The 21,051-nt window shown below is 70.4% G+C and carries 16 protein-coding genes and 1 pseudogene; 1 reads left to right on the top strand and 16 read right to left on the bottom strand.

Going from position 1 to position 21,051, the window contains the following annotated elements; translation table 11 throughout:
- The 16 genes from OG272_RS11235 to OG272_RS11310 all read right to left on the bottom strand — a co-directional run bounded on the left by OG272_RS11235 (position 1) and on the right by OG272_RS11310 (position 19,207).
- Positions 1-1,116: a pectinesterase family protein gene (locus tag OG272_RS11235; RefSeq protein ID WP_405893198.1), complete on the bottom strand. Its 1,116-nt coding sequence runs from the start codon at positions 1,114-1,116 to the stop codon at positions 1-3.
- Positions 1,116-2,423, bottom strand: coding sequence for a polysaccharide lyase family 1 protein (locus OG272_RS11240; RefSeq protein WP_327730316.1), 1,308 nt, complete (start codon positions 2,421-2,423; stop codon positions 1,116-1,118). Before OG272_RS11240 ends, OG272_RS11235 begins: the two co-directional genes overlap by 1 nt.
- Positions 2,424-2,564: 141 nt before the next feature.
- Entirely contained in the window at positions 2,565-3,371 is an 807-nt protein-coding gene (locus tag OG272_RS11245) for a rhamnogalacturonan acetylesterase (RefSeq protein WP_327730315.1), read from the bottom strand.
- Positions 3,372-3,564: 193 nt separating this feature from the next.
- Positions 3,565-4,908, bottom strand: coding sequence for a sugar ABC transporter substrate-binding protein (locus OG272_RS11250; RefSeq protein ID WP_326583685.1), 1,344 nt, complete (start codon positions 4,906-4,908; stop codon positions 3,565-3,567).
- A 71-nt stretch (positions 4,909-4,979) separates the two neighbouring features.
- A complete protein-coding gene (locus OG272_RS11255; RefSeq protein ID WP_327730314.1) occupies positions 4,980-7,004 on the bottom strand; it encodes a pectinesterase family protein in 2,025 nt (674 codons plus the stop codon).
- A 38-nt stretch (positions 7,005-7,042) separates the two neighbouring features.
- A complete protein-coding gene (locus tag OG272_RS11260; RefSeq protein WP_405896008.1) occupies positions 7,043-8,614 on the bottom strand; it encodes a family 43 glycosylhydrolase in 1,572 nt (523 codons plus the stop codon).
- Positions 8,615-8,655: 41 nt separating this feature from the next.
- The gene (locus OG272_RS11265; protein ID WP_326585877.1) at positions 8,656-9,501 is read right to left on the bottom strand and encodes a PmoA family protein; all 846 of its coding nucleotides are present in this window, start codon (positions 9,499-9,501) and stop codon (positions 8,656-8,658) included.
- Positions 9,501-10,700 carry a Gfo/Idh/MocA family protein gene (locus tag OG272_RS11270; protein ID WP_405893201.1) on the bottom strand — a complete coding sequence of 400 codons (1,200 nt, stop codon included), beginning with the start codon at positions 10,698-10,700 and terminating at the stop codon, positions 9,501-9,503. The genes OG272_RS11265 and OG272_RS11270 overlap by 1 nt, the downstream gene beginning before the upstream one ends.
- Entirely contained in the window at positions 10,697-12,004 is a 1,308-nt protein-coding gene (locus OG272_RS11275) for a polysaccharide lyase family 1 protein (RefSeq protein ID WP_405893203.1), read from the bottom strand. Before OG272_RS11275 ends, OG272_RS11270 begins: the two co-directional genes overlap by 4 nt.
- Positions 12,001-12,903, bottom strand: coding sequence for a carbohydrate ABC transporter permease (locus OG272_RS11280; RefSeq protein ID WP_326583681.1), 903 nt, complete (start codon positions 12,901-12,903; stop codon positions 12,001-12,003). Before OG272_RS11280 ends, OG272_RS11275 begins: the two co-directional genes overlap by 4 nt.
- Positions 12,900-13,835, bottom strand: coding sequence for a sugar ABC transporter permease (locus tag OG272_RS11285; RefSeq protein WP_326583680.1), 936 nt, complete (start codon positions 13,833-13,835; stop codon positions 12,900-12,902). The genes OG272_RS11280 and OG272_RS11285 overlap by 4 nt, the downstream gene beginning before the upstream one ends.
- A 193-nt stretch (positions 13,836-14,028) precedes the next feature.
- Positions 14,029-15,801, bottom strand: coding sequence for an L-arabinonate dehydratase (gene araD / locus OG272_RS11290; protein WP_405893206.1), 1,773 nt, complete (start codon positions 15,799-15,801; stop codon positions 14,029-14,031).
- Positions 15,798-16,709: a dihydrodipicolinate synthase family protein gene (locus OG272_RS11295; RefSeq protein WP_326583678.1), complete on the bottom strand. Its 912-nt coding sequence runs from the start codon at positions 16,707-16,709 to the stop codon at positions 15,798-15,800. The genes araD and OG272_RS11295 overlap by 4 nt, the downstream gene beginning before the upstream one ends.
- A 97-nt stretch (positions 16,710-16,806) precedes the next feature.
- Positions 16,807-17,481: a GntR family transcriptional regulator gene (locus OG272_RS11300; protein ID WP_328222732.1), complete on the bottom strand. Its 675-nt coding sequence runs from the start codon at positions 17,479-17,481 to the stop codon at positions 16,807-16,809.
- A gap of 148 nt (positions 17,482-17,629) precedes the next feature.
- Positions 17,630-18,379 (bottom strand): MBL fold metallo-hydrolase, encoded by a 750-nt coding sequence (locus OG272_RS11305; RefSeq protein ID WP_326583676.1) that lies wholly within the window; start codon positions 18,377-18,379, stop codon positions 17,630-17,632.
- A gap of 123 nt (positions 18,380-18,502) precedes the next feature.
- On the bottom strand, positions 18,503-19,207 hold the full coding sequence (locus tag OG272_RS11310) for a TIGR03086 family metal-binding protein (protein WP_405893208.1): 705 nt from the start codon (positions 19,205-19,207) through the stop codon (positions 18,503-18,505).
- An 82-nt stretch (positions 19,208-19,289) separates the two neighbouring features.
- On the opposite strand from OG272_RS11310, the pseudogene OG272_RS11315 reads away from it, so the two are divergent.
- Positions 19,290-20,921: pseudogene (locus OG272_RS11315) on the top strand (IS200/IS605 family accessory protein TnpB-related protein).
- Positions 20,922-21,051 lie beyond the last annotated feature (130 nt).

Genomic DNA, 21,051 nt, shown 5'->3' on the forward strand with positions numbered 1-21,051 from the left:
TCAGCACCTCTCCCACGGGGTCCAGTCGCCGAGGTACGCCTCACGGGTGGCCGACTCGGCCTCCGCGGCCGTCAGTTGGGGCCGGTTCGCGGGGACGGAGACGACGGCCCCCGGTCCGGTGTTCCGGTACTCGGCGAACCGCTGGTCCTGCCAGGGGAAGCCGGCCGCCATGTTGGTGTAGGGCGCGACCGCGTCGATCCCGGCACCGAGGCGGCTCTCGCGCACGGTGAGCATGGGCCGGGCGGTGGTGTCCGAGCTGGGCACCCAGGGGCGGGCCAGCTTGTAGTGGGCTTCCGGGGCCTCGCTCGTGATGCGGCCGCCGGTGACCAGGTAGCCGCGCGGGTTGGCGCCGGCCGTGGAGGGGGCGAACACGAACCCGTACGGGGCGGACGCCAGATCGGTCCTGGTCAGCGTGTGGAAGTGGCAGCGGTCGAACACGGCCGTGGCCCGTCCGAAGACGAAGTCCACGTCACCCTCGGCGTAGCAGTCGCGGAAGTACTGCCGGGCGAAGGTGCCAAGTGCCATCGAGTCGGCGTACAGGGTGTCCTGATGCCCGAGGAACCGGCACCGCAGGAACGCCGACCGGTCGCCCTGCACCTTGATGGCGACGGCCTGGGTGCCGCTGACGCCGGGGTGGTCGGCGCGCAGCCAGTCGTTGGCGAAGGTCAGGTCCCGCGCGGTGAACCCGTCGGCCTGCACCAGGGTCGTGGCGGACCCGGTGGTGCCGTAGGTGCCGCCGCCGGGCTTCGGGGTGCCGGCCGCGTTGTCGTACACGACGACGACGTCCCGGGCGTCCCCGGAGGCCCCGATCCAGGTCATCTCCGTACGGGCGACACCGACGGCGACCGTCTCCCGGTACACGCCCGGCGCGAGGACCAGCGTGTATCCGGTGCCGCTCGCGGTCACCGCGGCCTGGACGGTGGTGAAGTCACCGGCGCCGCCGGCGTCCACGTACAGGGTCTGCTCGCTGAGCCGGGCGGACGGCGACCCGTACCGCCCGAAGACCCGGCGCCCGCGGGCGGCCTGGGCGTGGGGCGCGACGCCGAGCGCGAGCGCGGCGCCGACACCGGCGACGACGAACGACCGCCTGCCGAACGTCCGGCCGGAACCGGTCATCAGCAGACCTTCCCGGCGCCCGCGCCGCCCGCGACGATGCCCGGCACGGCACGCGGCGAGTCGACCTTCGTCCGCAGGGTGGGCGTCCACCCGGCGCCGGACTGGAGGGTCTCGGCGGGGATCTCGGCGTTGTGGACGGCGATGAGGTCCGTCAGTCTGCCGTTGACGTAGTTGTTCTGGGCGGTGAGCGGCGACTCGTTCCACTTCTTCAGGGCCTTGCCGACACTGGCACCCGCCGGCAGGGAGATCGCGTTGTCGCTGGCGTGGAGCTGCGAGGAGATGCCGACACCGAAGATGTAGTAGTCGTCCTTCTGCTCGTCGGTGATCACGTAGTGGTTGTTGTAGACGTCCACCTGTCCGAACCGCACGCGCGGGGAACGCTGGAGGATCCCGTCGAAGCGGTTGTGGTGCATGGTGACCTTGAGCTTGCCGGAGTCGGTGGTGGCGAGGCCGTCGCCGTTCCCGATCAGCATGTTCTTGTCGTGGTCCTGGAAGCGGTTCCAGGACACGGTCACGTAGTTGGAGCCGCGCACGATGTCCGTCAGCCCGTCGTGCTGCTGGAAGACCTTGCCGAAGTAGACCGGCCGCTCGCTGTCGGGGTAGCGCCCGTCGGTGAACGTGTTGTGGTCGAGCCACACGTGGTCGGTGCCGTAGACGACCACGGCGTCGTACTCGGAGTTCCAGTTGCCGGTGTTGTTGTCGTCGGTCGGGTCCCACTTCGGGAAGCAGTCGAGCGGGGCCTCGATGGTGAGGTTGCGCATGATGACGTTCGAGACGCCCTTGATCTGGAGGCTGCCGCCGAGGATGCCGGAGTTCTTGCCGACGCCGACGATGGTGGTGTTGCTGGGGATGTTGGCCTTGATCTCCGAGTCCTGGTTGGCGGCGGAGGCGACCCGCGCGTCCTCCTGGGGGCCCATGGCGACCTTGTCGTTGCCGTAGACGGCCGGGTCGTAGTCCTTGAGGTACTGCTGGAGGTCGTAGCCGCCGGCGACGAAGGCCTCGCATCCCTCGGAAACGGCGTCGATCATGCCCTTGACCTTGATGATCTTCGGCGCGTCACCGCCGTCCTTCAGCGCGGCCTTGAACTGCGCCCAGGTGGTCACGGTGTACACGTGCTCGGCACCGGCCGTCGAGCCACCGGCCGTACCACCCTCCGCCGACCCCCAGCCGTCACCTGTACCGAGGACCTGGCGACCGAGGTCACGCCCCTGGGACTGGGCGACACCGGTCCCGGTGACGCCGAGCACGAGTGCGGTGCAGCCGACGACGGCGGTGATGGCATGGGCATGCCAGATACGAGGACGCATGAGTGCGAGTTCCTTTCGAAGCAAAACGGGGGAGGTGGCGCCCCGTCAGGGGCGCGGGGCCATGTCGATCCGCGGCCGCGCCGCATGGAAGCGACCAGCCGCGACGGGGCCGTGGTCAGAAACCGGCCTGCGAGCGGAGAGCTACGCCTCGGGCCACGTGATCCAGGAGTCGGGGATCTCGTCGCCCAGACGCCGCACATCCCGCGGAGCGAGCACCCGCCGCCGCAGCAACTCGGAGGCGACCAACCGCGCCACGGCGATCGCCCCCGGCGGGTTGAAGTGCGTGTTGTCCTGCTCGGTCCCGGTCCAGTTGAAGTACTTCTTGGTCTCCTCGACCCCGAGCTTCTGCCACAACGCGATCGACAGCGCCTGGATGTCGAGGAGCGCGACACCCTCCTCCGCGGCGAGAGCGATCGCCGCTGCCGGATAGTCGCCGTGGGTCGGCACGGCGTTGCCGCCCGAGTCGAACTTTCTGCGCTCGACGGAGGTCGCGAGAAGGGGCCGGGCCCCTCGGGCCCGCGCACCGTCGATGTACTGGCGCAGATAGTCCTGGTAGGTCGTCCACGGCTCGGTGTACCGGGTGGGATCGGCGACCTTGGAGTCGTTGTGCCCGAACTGGATGACGAGGAGGTCCCCGGGCCGAAGGGCGTCGAGGATGACGTCGAGCCGTCCCTCGTCGATGAAGCTCTTCGAACTACGGCCGTTCACGGCGTGGTTGGAGACCTTCAGCCCCGACCGGAGGAAGAACGGGAGCGCCATGCCCCACCCCGTCTCGGGAGCGGCGTCGGCGTACTTCTGCGCGGCGGTGGAATCACCGGCGATATAGATCGTGCGCTCCCGACGGGCCCCGCCGGGCGAGGCCGCGGCGGACGCGGGCCCCGTGGCGGCGACGGCGAGCGGAACAGCGGCGAGCGCCGCGGTGGTGACCTGTCTACGGGTGAGTGACACGTGCGGGTGCCTTTCTCAACAGGCGTGCGGGATAAGGAGGTTGTGCGGTGCCTTCCGAGTGGGGGGTGCCACCCGCGCCCCCGTTTCCTCGGGGGCGCGGGCTGTTGCGAAGTGCGGCTCCGCCGCGTGGGCGCGACCGGCCACGAACCCGCAGCCGGCCACGGACGAACCGGACCGAGCTCTCAGCCCTTCTCTAGCCCTTCTGCTTCTGCCACTCCGCCTGCGCCTTGTTCAACTGGTCGGCCAGCGAGTCCAGGAACTCCTTCGCGCTCGTCTGCCCGTCCATCACCTTCTGGAAGGCCGGCTCGTTGTCGGCCTTGGAGATCGTGTTCCAGTCCGGCAGGTAGTACGGCAGCTGCACGATCGTCGTCGACCCGTCGGTCAGCGCGGCGGCGGCCAGCTTCGTCGGCTCCGCCTCGGAGATCCACGTGTCCTTCGCGGCGTCGTTGTTCGACGGCACCTGCCCGGCCGACTTGTTGAACTTGGAGTTCTCCTCGTGCGAGGTCGCGAACTCGATGAACTTCCAGGCGGCTTCCTTGTTCTTCGAGCTCTTGAACATGCCGAGCCCGTCGACCGGGTTGGACACCTGGACCCGCTTGCCGCCGGGGCCGGTCGGCTGCGGGATGCCCCGGAACTTGTCGCCGAACGCCTTCACATGGTCCTGGTACGAGCCCAGGTTGTGGTTCAGCATCCCGATCGTGCCGGAGTCGAACTGCGCGACCATCTTGGTGAAGTCGTTGTTGAGGTCGGCCGCGGGCGTGACCTTCTTGTAGAGGCCGACGTACTTCTCCAGGGCCTCGACGTTCTTCGGGTCGTTCACGGTGGTCTTCTCACCGCTCGCGTCCCAGAACTCGGTGATCCCGGACTGCCCGTACATCGCGTCCAGCGCCTGCGCGATGGAGCCGGCGCCACCGCGGATGGTGTAGCCGAACTTGTTCTTGTCCTTGTCGGTGAGCTTCTCGGCGGCCTCGTAGAACGTGTCCCAGTCGGTCGGCTCGGCCAGGCCCGCCGCCTTGAACAGGTCGGTGCGGTAGTAGAGGACGCCGTTGTTGGCGGAGGTCGGGATCGAGTAGAGGGCGTCGCCGCCGCCGGCGGACTTCAGCGACTCGACCATCGACTCGTTGAGCTTGCCGCTCAGGGAGGACTTGGAGAGCCGGTCGTCGAGCGGCTCCAGCGCGCCCTGCGCGGCGAAGCCGGCGGCCATGGCCGCGCCGACACCGCCGACGTCCGGCAGGCCGCCGCCCTGGATGGCCGTGTCCACCTTGGACTGGTACTCCGTGGAGGCGATCCCGACGTACTCGACGTCGATGTCCGGGTTGGCCTTCTCGAAGTCGGCGATGACCTCCTTCCAGATGTCGGTGCGGACACCGCCGTTGTTGTCCCAGAAGACGATCTCGCCCTTGCCGCTGCCCTCGGAGCCCTTGTCGCCGCCCGCGCCACTGCCGTCGTCACCACAGGCGGTGGCGGTCAGCGCGAGTACGGATCCCAGGGCGATGGCCACGGCGGCGCGCCTGCTTCTGCGATTGCTGATCTTCATTGAACGGCTCTCTTCTTCTGGATACGAGGGTTATGAAGTTGTGGGGGGTCTGTGCTGTCCCCGGAGCGGACTCAGTGGCCGGCGCGACCGCGATGCGGTGCCCAACCGTCCGTCCCCGCGAGGTACTTGGCGACCGTGTGGGTCGAGGCGTCCGCGCCGTCGAGCTGCGGCCGGTCGGCGGTGACACCGGATCCCGGCCCGTACGTCCGGTACTCCGCGAACCGCGCGTCCTTCCACGAGAAGCCGCTCATGTCCGTCCACGGCGACGACTTGATCGCGGCGGGCAGTTCGGTCTCCCGGAAGAGCACCTGGGCGACGGCGTTCGGCTCGCCGCCCGGGTGCCAGGGCCTGCCGAGGTGGTACGTCCCGGCGGGCGCGTCGCTGACGACCTTCGACCTGGTGATCAGGAACCCGTAGGGGTTGTCCTTCCAGGTCGAGGCGGCCGTGATGTAGCCGTTGTTGCTGTCCGAGCCCCGGCTGAGCGCCTTGATCAGGGAGCGCTCGATCACCGTGGTGGCGCGGCCGTAGACGAAGTCGACATCGCCCTCGATGTACGAGTCGCGGATGTAGACCCGGCTGATGACGTCGAGCTTGGGGCTGTCGGTCATCAGGGTGTCCTGGTTGCCCAGGAAGGCCGTGTTCTCGAAGACGATCCGGTCGCCGGTGGTCTTCACCGCCAGCGCCTGCTCGCCCTTCAGCTCGTGCGCGGCCTCGTCGAAGTCGTTGCTGAAGGTGAGGTTGCGGGCGGTCACGTCACTGGCGACGATCCGCACGGTGGCGCTGCCGGTGGAGCCGCCGTACTCGGCGGGCGTGTCGTAGACGATGACGGTGTCCGAGCGATCTTGTCCAGTCCCCTGCAGCACCAGGTTCGGCTTGTTCGCGGGGACGAGGACCTTCTCGCGGTAGGTGCCGGGCGCGATGCGGATCGTGACGGTGCCGTCGTTGCCGGCGGGCACGGCGTCGACGGCGGCCTGCACGGTCGCGTAGTCGCCGGGGACGTTCAGCGCGGTGTTCGTACCGATGGCCTTCTGGGGGCCCGAGAAGCGCGTGACCAGCGCGGGCACGGCGGCGGCCGGGTCGAGCCGGTAGGCGTAGAAGTCCTTGGGGTCGAAGGCCGTGCCCCAGGCGTCCCGCCGTCCGTCGACGTTCTTCAGGATCGACCCGCGCTGCACCAACTCGGCCGTGGCGTCGGCCTGGTAGGGGTGCTGGACACCGTCGTAGTAGCTGTTCTCGATGACCATCTTCGTCCTGCCGCGCGACCAGTTCCCGTACGTCCACACGGGGTCGCCGTCGGCGACCTGCGCCGAGAGGTAGTTGTTGTAGAGGTGGGCGTAGGCGCAGTTGTCGGCGGAGGGGTTGCGCTGTTTGGTGCCGGTGAACCAGTTGTGGTCGATGGTGATCTCGGTCTGGACGTTGGTCGTCCAGCCGATGCCGAGGGCCTTGTTGTGGTTCTTGAACTGGTTGTGGGAGACGGTGACGTACCGGCTGTCCTTGCGGATGTCGAGGAGTCCGTCGCCCATGTGCTCGAAGCGGTTGTGGTCGATCCAGACGTGGTCGACGGTGTCCATCTGGATCGCGTCGAAGTCGGTCGTCTTGCCGTCCCAGTCGCCCTCGACGTAGGAGTCCCGGATCGTCAGGTTGCGGATGACGACGTTGCTGGTGCCGGGGTTGAGGTGCAGCTCCCCGTGGACGATCTCGCCGGTGTCGCCGACGCCGATGAGCGTCTTGTTCGAGGTCACGACGATGTCCGAGCCGAAGGGCGCCACGTCGATCGCCCCGGCGACGCGGATGACGTACGGCTCCTCGGCGGACGCGTACCTGGCGAGCGAGGCCTGGTCGGTGACCGTGACCACCTTGCCGCCCGCGCCACCGGTGGTCCCGCCGTCGAGGGAGGCGAAGCCGTGCGGCCGGTCGGACCACCGGGGTGCCGCAACAGTCCGGCCGGACTGGGCGGCGATCTCGGCGGACTCGGGGGCAGACCCGGCCGCGGCCTCCGCCGGGGTGAACGCGCCCACGACGAACGAGGCGATCAGGGCGGTGACGGCGGCTAAGGCTCTCCCTCGGTGCGGCAGGCGCTTGCTACGGAGGTGCGTCATTGCGGCTCCCAACAGGCGTACGGGTGACGTGAGTCGAGCTACGAGCAGGTGATCCGGAACTGCGTGAACGTGGCGGCCCCGGCGTGGCCCCCGCCGGTGGGCGCGACCGCGAAGAGGCCGAGCAGGGCACCGACCCAGCGCCAGGGGGTGGCGGCGAAGACCTGTCCCGAGGACTCCCACCCCTCCCCCACGTCGTAGGAGAAGCGGCAGCGCGCCCCGGCCGAGGTCTCGATCCGCAGCCGGGCCCGCCCCCCGGGCGCGGGACGCGGATGGTCGGCGTCCCGCTCCCGCTCGGCAACGGTCTCGGCGAACCGATGGACGAGGTGCACGGTTCCGTCGGCACCCCGCTGGAGTCCGATCCAGCGGAACGCGTCCCCGAGCACCGCGAGTCCCGCCCGCGCCCCCGGCTCCTCGCTGTCGAGCCTCAGCCCCACCTCGATGACGGCCGGGATCCCCGGCAGCCGCTGTGTGAGCACATTCGCCAGTTTCCGCAGGTCGTGCGCGTGCACGGAGCGCACGCACGTCAGCCGCAGCCCGTCGCCGGAGTGCTGGGTGGCCCAGCCGTCCTGCGGGTTCGCGGTCCACTGCCACTGGCGTCCGAAGCGGCCGCCGGGGAAGTCGTCGTCGGTGGCGGGCGCGGCCGGCGGCTGCGGCGGCAGCTCCGGCTTGCGGTGTACGGCGACGGGGGCGCCCTCGTCACCGAGCACGGGCCAGCCGTCCGTGCCCCAGCGCATCGGCTGGAGATGGACGACCCGGCCGTACGCGCCCCGCTGCTGGAAGTGCGCGAACCAGTCCTCGCCGGCCGCCGTGCGCACCCAGCCGCCCTGGTGGGGCCCGTTGACCTCGGTGTCCTTCTGTTCCAGGGCGATCCGTTCCTCGTACGGGCCGAAGAACCCGCGGGAGCGGAAGACGCCCTGCCAGCCGGTCTCCACTCCCCCGGCGGGGGCGAAGATCCAGTACCAGCCGTCGTGGCGGTAGAGCTTGGGGCCCTCCAGCGTGAACCAGCCGGGGAGCCGGTCCGCGTCGACGATGACCTTGCCCTCGTCGAGCAGCCCGGTGCCGTCGGGCCGCATCCGGTGGCCGGTGAGCCGGTTCTTGATGCCGGAGCGGGACCTGGCCCAGGCGTGCACGAGGTACGCCTCGCCGGTCTCCTCGTCCCACAGCGGGCAGGGGTCGATCAGCCCCTTGCCCTCCTTGACCAGGTGCGGCCGGGTCCAAGGGCCCCTGATTCCGGGGGCGTTGACCTGGAAGATGCCGTGGTCGGGGTCGCCCCAGAAGATCCAGAACCGGTCGTCGAAGTGCCGCAGCGAGGGCGCCCACACCCCGCAGTCGTGGCGCGGGACCTTGAACTCGGCTGCCGGTTCGAGGAGTGCGAGCGCGTGGCCGACGAGCGTCCAGTTGACCAGGTCCCGGGAGTGGAGCAGGGGAAGTCCCGGGGCCCGGCCGAAGCTGGAGGCCGTCATGTAGAAGTCGTCGGCCACGCGCAGGACATCGGGGTCGGACCAGTCGGCGTCGAGGATCGGGTTGCGGTAGGTGCCGTCGCCCCGGTCGGCGGAGAAGGCGGGCGCCGAGGTGGCGCCGGCCGCCGTGGTGAGGGCGGCCCCACCCACGGAGGGAGCGGCGGTGGTGGCGGACGCGCCGGGTGTCCCGCTCACTGGCTCACCGCCTTGCGGACGAGAGCCGCCGCCTCGCCCCGGTCGGGGGTGCCGTCGGCGACGACGGTGACGACCCGGCGTACGGCGGTCTCGCCCGGCTCGATCGGGAGGCGGTCGGTGTGGGCGAGGGAGGAGCCGACGCCCGGGTATTCGCCGGTGCGGACGAACCACGGGTCGCGGCGGGTGGTGTCCGTGGCCCCCGCGAAGACGAGCGTCCAGTTGCCGCCCGCCAGGGCGAGCCAGTCGGCGCGGCGGCCGTGGACCTCCGACTCGCCCTCCGTGTCGGCGGTGAAGACACGGGGGGCCGCGGCCTCCTTGCGGGCCCGCCAGAAGAAGCCGCCGTACGCGGCGCCGGGGCGCCCGTTGGTGGCGGGGCTGCCGATCGACACCGGGGCGTCGGTGATGTTGGTGAGGGAGAAAGTGAAGTCCAACGCCCAGGCGGAGTCGGTCAGTTCGGTGGCCGCGACCGTGCGGCGCTCGCGCAGCAGCTCGGTGCCGGACGCCACCCAGCGCAGCTCCTCGACGAAGCCGTCGGGGTCGCGCAGCTGGAAGGCGGTGTGGCGCTGGGAGCCGTGGTTGTCGAGCTCGGTCGGACCCTGGTCGCGGACATAGGTCCGCCCGCCCCAGAAGTTGTGCCCCTCGACGTCGGGAACGGCGACACCGACGCCGAGGTGGTGGAGGTGGTCGGCGGGACTCAGTTCGGTGACCGCCGTACCGGAGAGGGTGGTGACGGGATGCAGGTAGGGGCGCGGGGAGAGCCGCTCCGGCAGTTCGGGCCGGGTGAGGTAACGGCCCACCGGACGGCCCGCCACCCGCAGGACCAGGGACTCGTCGGTCGTCATCATGTGCTCACCTCTTTCGCTGGAGCTTCCGGGAGCGCCCAGGAGGCACCCAGCTCGGAGTAGAGGGCGAGGGTGTCGGCGGCGGCCGCGACCAGGCCGTCGATGCCGTCGACCACCCGGCGGTCCTCGTCGGGCAGCCTGTGCCAGGCGTCGGCCGGCAGCGCGATCGGGTCGGGGGCGGTGCGGATCGCCTCGACGACCTTCATGAACGCGCCGGTCGCATCCGGCGGCACGAGCAGCTCGGTGCCGTCGACGAGGTGGTCGACGAGGTTCTCCAGCAGGTCCGTGCGGTCGTACTCGAGCTCCTCCGGGCCGTGTCCGGCCCGCTGGACGAGCACGCGGTCCTGCTTGTACCAGAAGGTGATCCGGCCGCTGGTGCCGTGCACGACGTTGTACGGCTCGTCCGGGTCCTCGGCGCACAGCGTGACGGCGACGGTGATCCGGCCGCCGTCGGCGGTGGTGATCCGTACGCACGAGGTGTCGTCGGACTCGATGTCGTTGGCGCGCAGCAGCTCGGTCTCGATGGCGGTGACGTCCTCGGCGCGGCCCGCGCCGCCGAGCGCGAGCCCGGTGGCGACGGCGTGCGCGAGGGGGTTGGTGAGCGCCCCGTCGATCACGTCCACGCCGTTCAGGCGCCGCTTGCCGGCCCAGGGCGCCCGCCGGTAGTAGGCCTCGGCGCGGGCCCAGGCACCGGCCCCTCCGATACCGACGACCTCGCCGATCAGGCCCTGCTCGACCATCTTCCGGATCGCGGGTACGGCGTGCGAGCCCAGCGACTGGAAGCCGATCTGGCAGACCGCGCCGGCTTCCGCGACCCCGTCCGCCATCCGGCGGAACTCGGCGTACGACGGGGCCGGCGGCTTCTCCAGCAGCACGTGCACGCCCCGCCGGGCCGCCGTCAGCGCCAGGTCGGTGTGGGTGGGGATCGGGGTGCAGATCACGGCGATCGCCGCGCCCGTGGAGTCGAGGAGCGCCCCGAAGTCGGCGGACTGTTCGGGCGTGCCGAGGCCGTCGGGGATCTCGTCCGCGCCCAGCGGGGTCAGCTCGCAGATCCCGGCGAGCCGGACGATCCCCTTGTCCGCCAGCCGCCGGATGTTCTCCAGGTGCCAGCGGCCGTGGCCCCGGGCGCCCGCGAGGACGAGCGGAAGCGGGGTGTCGTACGTGACGGTGTGCGGGTTCTTCTGGTTCGTCGGGGTCATCGGATCCTCCCTGCGCCCGCGCCGCGTGCCACCTCTCGGTCGGCCCTCCCGGCGCTGTCGATCTTTTGGTGCAGGGTAGGCGTCCAGCCCACGTCGGCCGTGAGATCGCGCTCGCTGCCGGAGTTGTAGGCGTTGTGGATGGCCAGGAGATCCACCGGATAGCCGTTGAAGAGGGTGCCCGTCTGGTGCAGGGCGGTGCCGTTCCAGCTCTTCACCAGGTCGGCGGCCTCGACATGGCCGGGCGTGGTGAAGGCGTTGTTCTCGGCGTACACGGCGGACTCGGTGGAGACGCCGAGCGAGTAGCGGTAGTCGTGGGCGTCGGCCGGGACGACGTACCGGTTGTTGTAGAGGTGCACCTGTCCGAAGCGGACGCGCGGCGCGCGCTGTACGACGTTCTCGAACTGGTTGTGGTGCAGCGTCACCCGGAGCTTGCCCCGGTCGCCGGTGGCCGTGTCCCCGTTGCCGATCAGGATCCCCTTGTCGTGGTCGGCGAAGCGGCTCCACGAGACGGTGACCAGGTCGGAGGCGTTGGTGATGTCGAGCAGGCCGTCGTGCCGGAGGTAGTTGCGGCCGAAGTGGGTCGGCTCGTCCTCGTCGGGGTGGCCCTTGTCGGAGATCGTGACGTGGTCGATCCAGATATGGCTGGAGCCGCGCACCCAGATGTTGTCGTACGCCGTCTTCCAGTCGCCGAGGCCGCCGGTGTTGGGCTGCCAGACCGGGAAGCAGTCGTAGGCGTCGCGGAGTTCCAGGTTACGGATGATCACGTTGTCCGCGCCGTTGAGCTGGAGGCTGGCGCCCTTGAGGACCGCCTTGTCGCCGAGCCCGACGATGGTGGTGCGGGAGCCGACGGCCAGCACGACCCGCTCGGCCTGCTTCGCCGCCGATGCCTGCCGGGCCTCCTCCTGGGGTCCGCCGGGCCTGGCGGAGCCCCAGGTGCGCGGGTCGTACGCGGCCAGGTACTTCTTCAGGTCGTAGCCGTCGGTGGCGTAGTCGGCGCAGTCGAGCGTGGCGCCGTCGTCGGCGGTGTTCGCGTCGATGGTCCCCGCGATCCGGATGATCTTCGGGGTGGCGCTGCCGCCGTCGAGCGCGCGGACCAGTTCGCTCCGGGTGCGTACGGTGAAGACATGGGCGTCGTCTGCGGTGGAACCCCCCGTGGTACCACCGTCGGCGGCCGCCCAGCCGTCGTCCGTCGCGAGCGCGTCCCGGCTGATGTCCCGGGACTCGGCCCCGGCCGGGGTGGTGAGCGTGGCGCCCAACACCCCCGCGAGGGCGACGAGTTGAACCGCTCTCCTGCGTACGGTCATCCCTTCACCGCCCCGGCGCTGAAGCCCGTGATCAGCCACTTCTGGATGAAGGCGAAGACGATGACCACCGGTACGGCGGCGATGATGCCGCCGGCCGCCAGTGCGCCCAGGTCGACGCTGTCCGCGCTGAGCAGGGTGTTGAGGCCGACCGGGATGGTCTGCTTGTCCTGGTTGCTGAGGAACATCAGGGCGAACAGGAAGTGGTTCCAGGAGTGCACGAAGGCGAAGGAACCGACGGCGATCAGACCGGGCCGCAGCAGCGGCAGCACGACCACCCGGAACGCGGTGAACCGGTTGCAGCCGTCCACCCAGGCCGCTTCCTCCAGCGTGTACGGGACGTTCTTGATGAAGTTGCTGATCAGGATGATCGACAGCGGCAGCTGGAAGACCGTCTCGGCGAGGATGACACTGAAGAGCGAGTTGATCATCCGCAGCTCGGCGAAGATCTGGAACAGCGGGACGAGGAGCAGCGCGCCCGGGACGAACTGGGAGCACAGCAGCGCCAGCATGAACCCGCGCTTGATCTTGAAGTCGAAGCGGGCGAGGGCGTAGCCGCCGGCCAGGGCGACGAGCGTGGTCATCAGCAGGGTGACGACACCGACGAGCACGCTGTTCTGGAAGTAGACCCCGAAGCTGCGCTCGTTCCACACCTTCTCGAAGTGCTCGAACGTGATCGGCCACGGCACGAGCGAGGTCGAGCCGGGCTTGCGCAGCGCGAAGAGCAGGATCCAGTAGAAGGGGACGAGGGTGAAGACCAGGTAGATCCCCAGCGGCAGGTAGATCTGCCAGCGCGGGACCTCGTCCCAGGCGCGGTGGACCTTGCCCGGCTTCTGCGGGGGCTCCTCGGCCGTGGGCGCGGGTCGCGGCGGAGCGACCTTCTCGGCGTCCTTGGTGATCACTTGGACTCGCCTCCGAACTTGCTCAGCCGCAGATAGACCATCGAGCAGAAGAGCAGGATCACGAACGCGACCGTGGTCAGGGCGGACGCGTAGCCGAAGTTGTGGGCGTCGACGGAGGTGTTGGCGATGTACAGCGGGAGGGTGGTCGTCTCACCCGCCGGCCCACCTCCGGTCAGGGTGTAGAGGAGGTCGACGTTGTTGAACTCCCACACCGCGCGCAGCAGCGTGGAGAGGATGATCGCGTCCTTCAGGTGCGGCAGCGTGATGTGCATGAACTGCCGGACGCGGCTGGCGCCGTCGACCTCGGCGGCCTCGTACAGGTCCTTCGAGATGGACTGGAGGTCGGCGAGGATGAGGATCGCGAAGAAGGGGACACCGCGCCACAGGTCGGCGACGATCGCCGCCGAGAAGACGGTGGAGGTGTCGGAGAGCCAGCTGGTGCCGTACTCGCCGATGCCCATGTCCGCGAGGTAACGGGTGATGCCCGTCTGGGAGTTGTAGAGGAGCACCCAGATCGCGGAGGTCAGCACGCCGGAGACGGCCCAGGGCGAGAAGACCAGGGCGCGGCCCAGGGATCGCCCGACGAACGTCTGGTTGACGATGAGCGCGAGGGCGAGACCGAACAGCAGCTGCAGCGAGACCTCGACGATCACCCACTTGGCGCTGAAGACGAGGGTGTCCCAGAACAGGGGGTCCTCGGTGAAGGCGTGGACGAAGTTGTCGAAGCCGGCGAATCCGTTCCGCCAGGGTTTCGTGGGGTTGTAGTTCTGCAGGCTGTAGTAGAAGACGCTGATGACCGGGTAGGCGATGAAGCCCAGCATGAGCAGGGCGGCCGGGGCGATCAGCAGGTACGGCAGCCTGCGCGGTGTCGCGGAGGCACGGCGCCGCCGGGGTGGCGCGGGCGGTTTCGCCACGGCTGCGGCTTGGGCCATGACTGGGGCTCCGTTTCTGGTACGTCGTGCGGTGTGTCGTGCTCTCGTGGTGCTCTCGTCGTGCAGGAAGCGCTTTCTCGATGTGCAGGGGTGTGCCGGTCGCGCGATACGGGGTGCCTCTTGCGGTCGTGCGGCGTGTGCGGGTGCGTTTCCGTCCGGTCGCGCGGTTCCCCGCGCCCCTGATGGGGCGCGGTCAACCCGCGTACGGGTCCGGCACCTTGCCCGGCCTGGCCAGGAACTCGAAGTCGCAGCCGGTGTCAGCCTGGGTGATCTGGTCGTTGTAGAGCGCGCCGTAGCCGCGCTCGTAGCGGGTGGGCGGCGGGGTCCACTCCGCCCGGCGGCGCTCCAGCTCCTCGTCGTCCACGTCGACCCGGAGGGTGCGTGCCTCGACGTCGAGGGTGATCGAGTCGCCGGTGCGCACGAGGGCGAGGGGCCCGCCGACGTACGACTCCGGCGCGATGTGCAGGGCGCAGGCGCCGTAACTCGTTCCGCTCATCCGGGCGTCGGAGATCCGCACCATGTCCCGCACGCCCTGCTTCAGCAGATGGTCGGGGATGGGCAGCATCCCGTACTCGGGCATGCCCGGTCCGCCCTTGGGGCCGGAGTTCCGCAGGACCAGCACACTGTCGGCGGTGATACCCAACTCCGGGTCGTTGATGGTGCGTTGCATGGTCCTGTAGTCGTCGAAGACGACCGCCGGACCGGTGTGCCTGAGCAGGTGCGGCTCGGCGGAGATGTGCTTGATGACCGCGCCGTCCGGACAGAGGTTGCCGCGCAGGACGGCGACCCCGCCCTCGGTGGCGACCGGGTTGTCCCGGGTCCGGATCACGTCGTCGTTGTGCACGAGCGCGCCGTCGAGTTGCTCGCGCATCGTGTCGTACGAGACGGTCGGCCGGTCCAGGTGCAGCAGGTCGGTGATCCGGGACAGGAACCCGGGCAGCCCGCCCGCGAAGTGGAAGTCCTCCATCAGATACGTCTGACCGCCGGGCCGGACGTTGGCGAGCACCGGGACCGTCCGGGCGATGCGGTCGAAGTCGTCGAGGGTGAGCTTGACGCCCGCGCGGCCGGCCATGGCGATGAGGTGGATGACCGCGTTGGTGGAGCCGCCGAGTCCGAGGACGGTGGTGACGGCGTCCTCGAAGGCGTCGGCGGTCAGGATGTCGCTCAACTTCCGGTCCCGGTGGACCAGTTCGACGATCCGCAGGCCGGCGGCGGCCGCCATGCGGTCGTGCCCCGAGTCGACGGCCGGGATGCTGGACGCGCCCGGGACCGTGACCCCCAGCGCCTCGGCGGCGGCGGTGAGCGTGGAGGCCGTACCCATCGTCATGCAGTGCCCCGGCGAGCGCGCGAGACCGGACTCCAGCTCGGTCATCTCGCAGTCGCCGATGAGACCGGCACGCTTGTCGTCCCAGTACTTCCACATGTCGGTGCCGGAGCCGAGGACCTCGTTGCGCCAGTGCCCCGGCAGCATCGGCCCGGCGGGCACGAACACGGCCGGCAGGTCGACGCTCGCGGCGCCCATAAGAAGCGCGGGCGTCGACTTGTCGCAGCCGCCCATCAGGACAGCCCCGTCGACCGGGTACGAGCGGAGCAGCTCCTCGGTCTCCATCGCGAGCATGTTGCGGTAGAGCATGGGGGTCGGCTTCTGGAAGGTCTCGGAGAGGGTCGAGACCGGGAACTCCAGCGGGAAGCCGCCCGCCTGCCACACGCCCCTCTTGACCGCCTGCGCGCGATCCCGGAGGTGCACATGACAGGGGTTGATGTCGGACCAGGTGTTGAGGATCGCGATGACCGGCTTGCCCAGGTGCTCCTCGGGGAGGTAGCCGAGCTGGCGGGTGCGGGCGCGGTGACTGAAGGAGCGCAGGCCGTCCGTGCCGTACCACTGGTGGCTCCGGAGGTCCTCGGGGCGCTTGCGCGGCTGCTCGGCCTGCCCCCGGCTCGTCTTCTGGTGCTCGGTGTTCGTCATAGGGACCACCCGGCGGCTATGGCGGCGACCTCGGCGCGTTCGTCCTCGGGCAGGTGCCTGCTGGGGGCCCGGACGTCGCGGCGGCAGAGGCCGAGGGAGGCGAGGGCCTCCTTGACGACGGTGACGTTGTTGGCGGAGCCGTTGGCGGCGCGCAGCTCCTCGAAGCGGCGGATCTGCTCCCAGGTCTTCATGGCGCCCGGGAAGTCACCCGCCCGAAGCGCTTCGATCATGTTCAGCGAGACGGCCGGGGCGACGTTCACCAGTCCGGAGGTGAAGCCCGTGGCGCCGGCCGAGAAGTAGGAGGGCGCGTACGGCTCGGCGAGCCCGGCCACCCAGACGAAGCGCTCCAGCCCGGCGTCACGGGCGAAGGCGGCGAAGCGGGCGGCGTCCGGGACGGCGTACTTGACCCCGATGACGTTCGGGCAGGCGTCGGCGAGGTCGGCGAGCCGTTCGCCGGTGAGCTGGGCGTTGCGGATGTAGGGCACGACGCCCAGTTCGGGCACCGCCTCCGCGATCGCCCGGTGGTAGTCGACCCAGCCGCTCTGCGAGACGTACGGGTGCACCGGCTGATGGACCATCACCATCTGGGCGCCGGCCTCGCGGGCGTGCTCGGCGGAGGCGATCGCGGTCGGCACGTCGTGCCCGACACCGACCAGGATCACGGCCCGGTCGCCGACCTCGTCCATGGTCACCTCGGTGACCAGGCGGCGCTCGTCGGGGGTCAGGGCGTAGAACTCGCCGGTGTTGCCGTTCGGGGTGAGGGTGGTGATCCCTCCGTCGAGCAGCCGACGCAGCAGGGCCCGGTGGGCGTCCTCGTCGACGGAGCCGTCCTCGGCGAACGGAGTCACCGGGATGGCCACCACGTCGGCCAGAGCCGTCCGTTGGGTCTCGAACGTCACGCTGCTCATTGATGACCTTCCTCTGCAAGGACTTCTTGGAGGACTGCGGAGGGCCGGCGGGTCCGCCGCGTCGTGCGGGCTCGCCGTGCCTCGTGGACTCGGGGGCTTACTGGGCCTGCTGAGTTTGCTGGGCCTGCTCTTCCTCGCGGGCCCCGGGGAAGGCCCGTTCGACGAACGAGGCGATGTGCGCGTGCAGGGCGGCGGCCGCGCCGTCGGCGTCACCGTCGAGGGCGAGCCGCAGGATCTCCCGGTGCTCGGCGGCCTCCCGTTCCCAGGAGGGGTCGGCGGCCCAGGCGACGGCCGAGACGAGCGCCGCCTGGTCGCGCACCTCGTCGAGCATCCGGCCGAGCAGCGGGTTGCCGCACGGTACGTACAGCGCGCGGTGGAACTCCCGGTTGGCCAGCGACCGTTCGGCGGTGTCCGTGGCCTCGTCGGCCCTGGTCAGCGCGTCGCTCGCCGCGTTCCACGGGACACCGCGCCGCACCGAGCGCCGCAGGGCCTCCGGTTCCAGGAGCAGCCGTACGTCATAGACCTCGCGCGCCATGTCCGCGTCCACCATGCGCACCGTGACGCCCTTGTACTGGTTCATCACGACGAGCCCGGTCCCGGCGAGCGTCTTGAGTGCCTCGCGCACGGGCGTCTTGGACACCCCGAACTGTGCGGCCAGGTCGGTCTCGACCAGGGCCTGACCGGGCGTCAACTGCCCGGTGAGGATGCGGTGCTTGATCCCCTCCAGCACGAACTGCGTGCGGGACGGGATCGGCGTGGGCACAGAGGTCATGCGCGCCTCTCGGATCTCACGTATGCGATCTCACGTATGGGATCTCCCATATCGCGTCTCATATATGACGTACGAAGTACGACGCGTTGAAGGTAGGAGGGGCTGCGTGTTTCGTCAATGCTTCCGACAAAAGAAGATGTGCGCGCCGTCACACGATCTTGGTGTCGCCCTCACGCGCGCTCTCGGTCGGACCGCCGAAGACGACGGCCGCCCGCCCGGTCGCCCCCTCCGGGGTGAGCGTGGGCCCCACATGCGTGATCAGCAGCCGGCTCGCGCCCTTGGCGTACCTCCCGGCCTCCTCCGGCGTGAGATGCACCCGGGGTTCGCCTTCGCGATGCGTGTCGACGTCCGCCTCGCACAGGAACAGGTCGGCGCTGCCCGCCAGTCGGCTCAGCGCGTCGCACGGACCGCTGTCCCCCGAGTACGCGAAGACCCGCCCCTGGCACTCGGCGCGCAGCCCGTACGACTCCACGTCGTGGACCACGGCCCGGGCGGTGAGGGTGAGGTTCCAGTGCCGGACGGTGTGGCCGTCGTACAGGGGACGGAAGTCGAACACACCGCTCAGGAAGGACGTGTCCGGCCGTCCGAAGAACCCAGCGAGGCGCTCCGCGCAGTCGCCGGGCGCGTAGACGGGCAGCGGCGCGGGCAGGGTGAGGCCGCCGTACGCGAACCCGTACACCGCGGCCACCAGATCCGCGCTGTGGTCCGCGTGCAGATGGGAGATCCAGATCGCCGTGAGCCGGGTGGGATCCGTGTGCCGCTGCAACTCGGCGAAGGTGCCGAACCCCGCGTCCACCCATATCTCGGCGCCCCCGCCGCGCAGCAGATAGCCGGAGGCGGGCCGGCCCGGGCGGGGATGCGGTGAGGCGGTGCCGAGGACGGTGAGGCTCAGGGGCATGGTCGGGAGCGTACGGACGCGGGCGGGGGCGCGCGCCGAGTTTGTGCGTTCTTTCGTGGAGAGGCACGTTCGGCCTCCGGACGGTCCGCGCACGGCCCGCCTTGATCGTTCCGTCGCGGGAATCTACGGCTTCCAGATCGGATCGCGTCCGCTCAGCCCGATGACCCCGTCCAGCAGCGGCGCGTCGTCCGGCACGGGCACGACGGGGCCGAAGATCTCGCCGCGCGAGGGATCGTCGACCGAGGCGGCGAGGAAGGTGTGCGTCGCCGCGAGGGCCGCCGGATCGGGTTCGTACGCCTGTCCGGTCGCCCGTGCGAGGTCCCAGCCGTGCACGACCAGCTCGTCCGTCGCCACGGCCCCGGCGACGGCCCCCGGCAGCGGCACCCCGCCGGCCCGGGTGTCGCCCGTCCAGGCGGCCGGGTCCCGCCAGGCCTCGGCGACCTCGTCGAGCGCCCGCGGCAGAGCTTCACGCCAGCCCGGCCCGATGTCGGGCACCGCCGCCTGCGGGTCGGTGTCCGTCGTGGGTCCGAGCTCCTTGCGGCCCGCGTCGCGGAAGGCGACGGCGAGCCCGAGCAGATGCCCGAGAAGGTGGTGCACGGCGTACTCCGGGCACGTGGTGGGGTCGGAGAGCTGGTCGTCGCGGACGGCCTGGGCCAGGCGCGCGACGACACGGGCCTGGGGGGTGAGGTCGAGGGGGTTTGGAGCTGCTGGCGCCGGAGTGCGTTCAAGAGTGTTCTGGTGAGCGGGAGTGAGTGTGGGTGGGGGGGTGTCGTGTCGCGTATCTCGGCGGTGGGGTTGCTTCGCGGCAGGGAACTGACGTTCTCGCATCGAATGCGTGACCTTCCTGGGTGGTGCTCGTTTGTCATGGCGGCAGGGTTCTTCGGTGGCATCGGGCGGGGGGGGGGACGGGGTGGGTGGGCTGAGGAGTGTGGCGGAGTCGTTCGTCGCGTCCGGCCCGAGCGGTGTGGCTGTCCGGACCCGCCTCAAGCACCTGACGCCCGGCGATGAGCAGGCGCTGCGTCTGGTGGGTGCGCATCTGGGGTCGCTGGCCTCGAAGGACCTCAAGACACGGTGTCGGGACGGCCTGGAGCATTCCTGCGAGACGTGGGCAGTGCGTAAGCGGGAGCTGACGCCACTTTCGTCGTCGCGGTGGGCGGGCAGCATCACCAAAGCCTCGCACGAGCAGTGGGCGCTGGCCCGCCGCTGCCAGCTCGCGCACATCCAGAGCCTGGAAGCCGGTGTTCGCACCATCGAGGACCGGCTGTCCCGGCCGGTCGGACAGAAGGGCACGAAGAAGACGCCCGGAGGTTACCGGTCGCAGCGGGAATGGCACGCCAAGTCGCGGCGCCTGCGGGTGCTTCAGGACCGGCTGACCGCCGCACGGGCGGACCGGGAGGCCGGCATCGTGCACGTCGTGCGCGGCGGCAAACGACTGGCCCGCACCCGGCACCACCTGGAGACGGCCGGGCTGTCGGAGTCGGCGTGGCGCCGAGGTTGGGAGGCGGAGCGCTGGTTCTGCCAGGCGGACGGTGAGTCCGGCAAGCGCTACGGCAACGAGACCATCCGCATCAGCCCCGACGGCGAGGTGAGCATCAAACTCCCCGCACCGCTGGCTCATCTGGCGAACGCCCCGCACGGCCGGTACGTCCTCGCAGGCCGGGTCGTGTTCGCGCACCGGGGCACCGAGTGGGCGGACCGCGTCGCGGCCGACCGGGCGATCGCCTACCGCATCCACTACGACACCGGCCGGGACCGCTGGTATCTGACCGCGGCCTGGCAGCTCCCGCCCAGCCCCGCCATCCCGATCGAGGCCGCGCTCGCCCACGGGGTGATCGGCGTCGACATGAACGCCGACCACCTCGCCGCCTGGCGCCTCGACGTCCACGGCAACCCCACCGGCGCCCCGCGCCGCTTCTCCTACGACCTGACCGGCACCGCCGGACACCGCGACGCCCAGGTCCGCCACGCCCTCACCCGCCTCCTGCACTGGGCCCGCGCCTGCGGTGTGAAGGCGATCGCGGTGGAGGACCTGGACTTCGCCGCGGAGAAGACCCGGGAGAAACACGGCCGCCGCACACGCTTCCGTCAGTTGGTCTCCGGCATGCCCACCGGCAGACTCCGCGCCCGACTGTCCTCGATGGCGGATCAGACAGGTATCGCTGTCATCGCCGTCGACCCGGCCTACACCAGCTGCTGGGGCGCCCAACACTGGCAGAAGCCCCTCACCAACACGACTCGTAAGAGCACTCGCCACGATGCTGCCGCCGTGGCGATCGGAAGGCGCGCCCAGGGACACCCGATCCGGCGACGGACGACACCGCCCCCACAGCACCGGAGTGATGCGGTGGGGCATCGGACCGTCCAGGCCGGACCAGGTGTTCCTGGGCGTGAGGAACCCCGCCGCCGCATTCCCGGACCACGGACACGATCCGTGCCGCCCGGACGCGGAGTGAACGCGGGCCACCAGAACGCCCAACACCGTCCGGGGCGTTCGGCCGAGCATGGGTTCTGGCAACAGGACGCACTCCCGCTCAGTCTTTAGGAACGGTCGGGCCGTGGTCGGTCATGCGGGGCTCCTCGAAGTTGTACCGGAGGGCGAGGGGATCTCTCTTGTCCGGTAGACCCTCGGCGGCCCAAGAACTCATCGCCCGCCACGCCCCCACCCCTCCCGG

Origin of the sequence: Streptomyces sp. NBC_00104 (genome assembly GCF_045160825.1) — a bacterium.
In the GTDB taxonomy this organism is placed as follows: Bacteria; Actinomycetota; Actinomycetes; order Streptomycetales; family Streptomycetaceae; genus Streptomyces.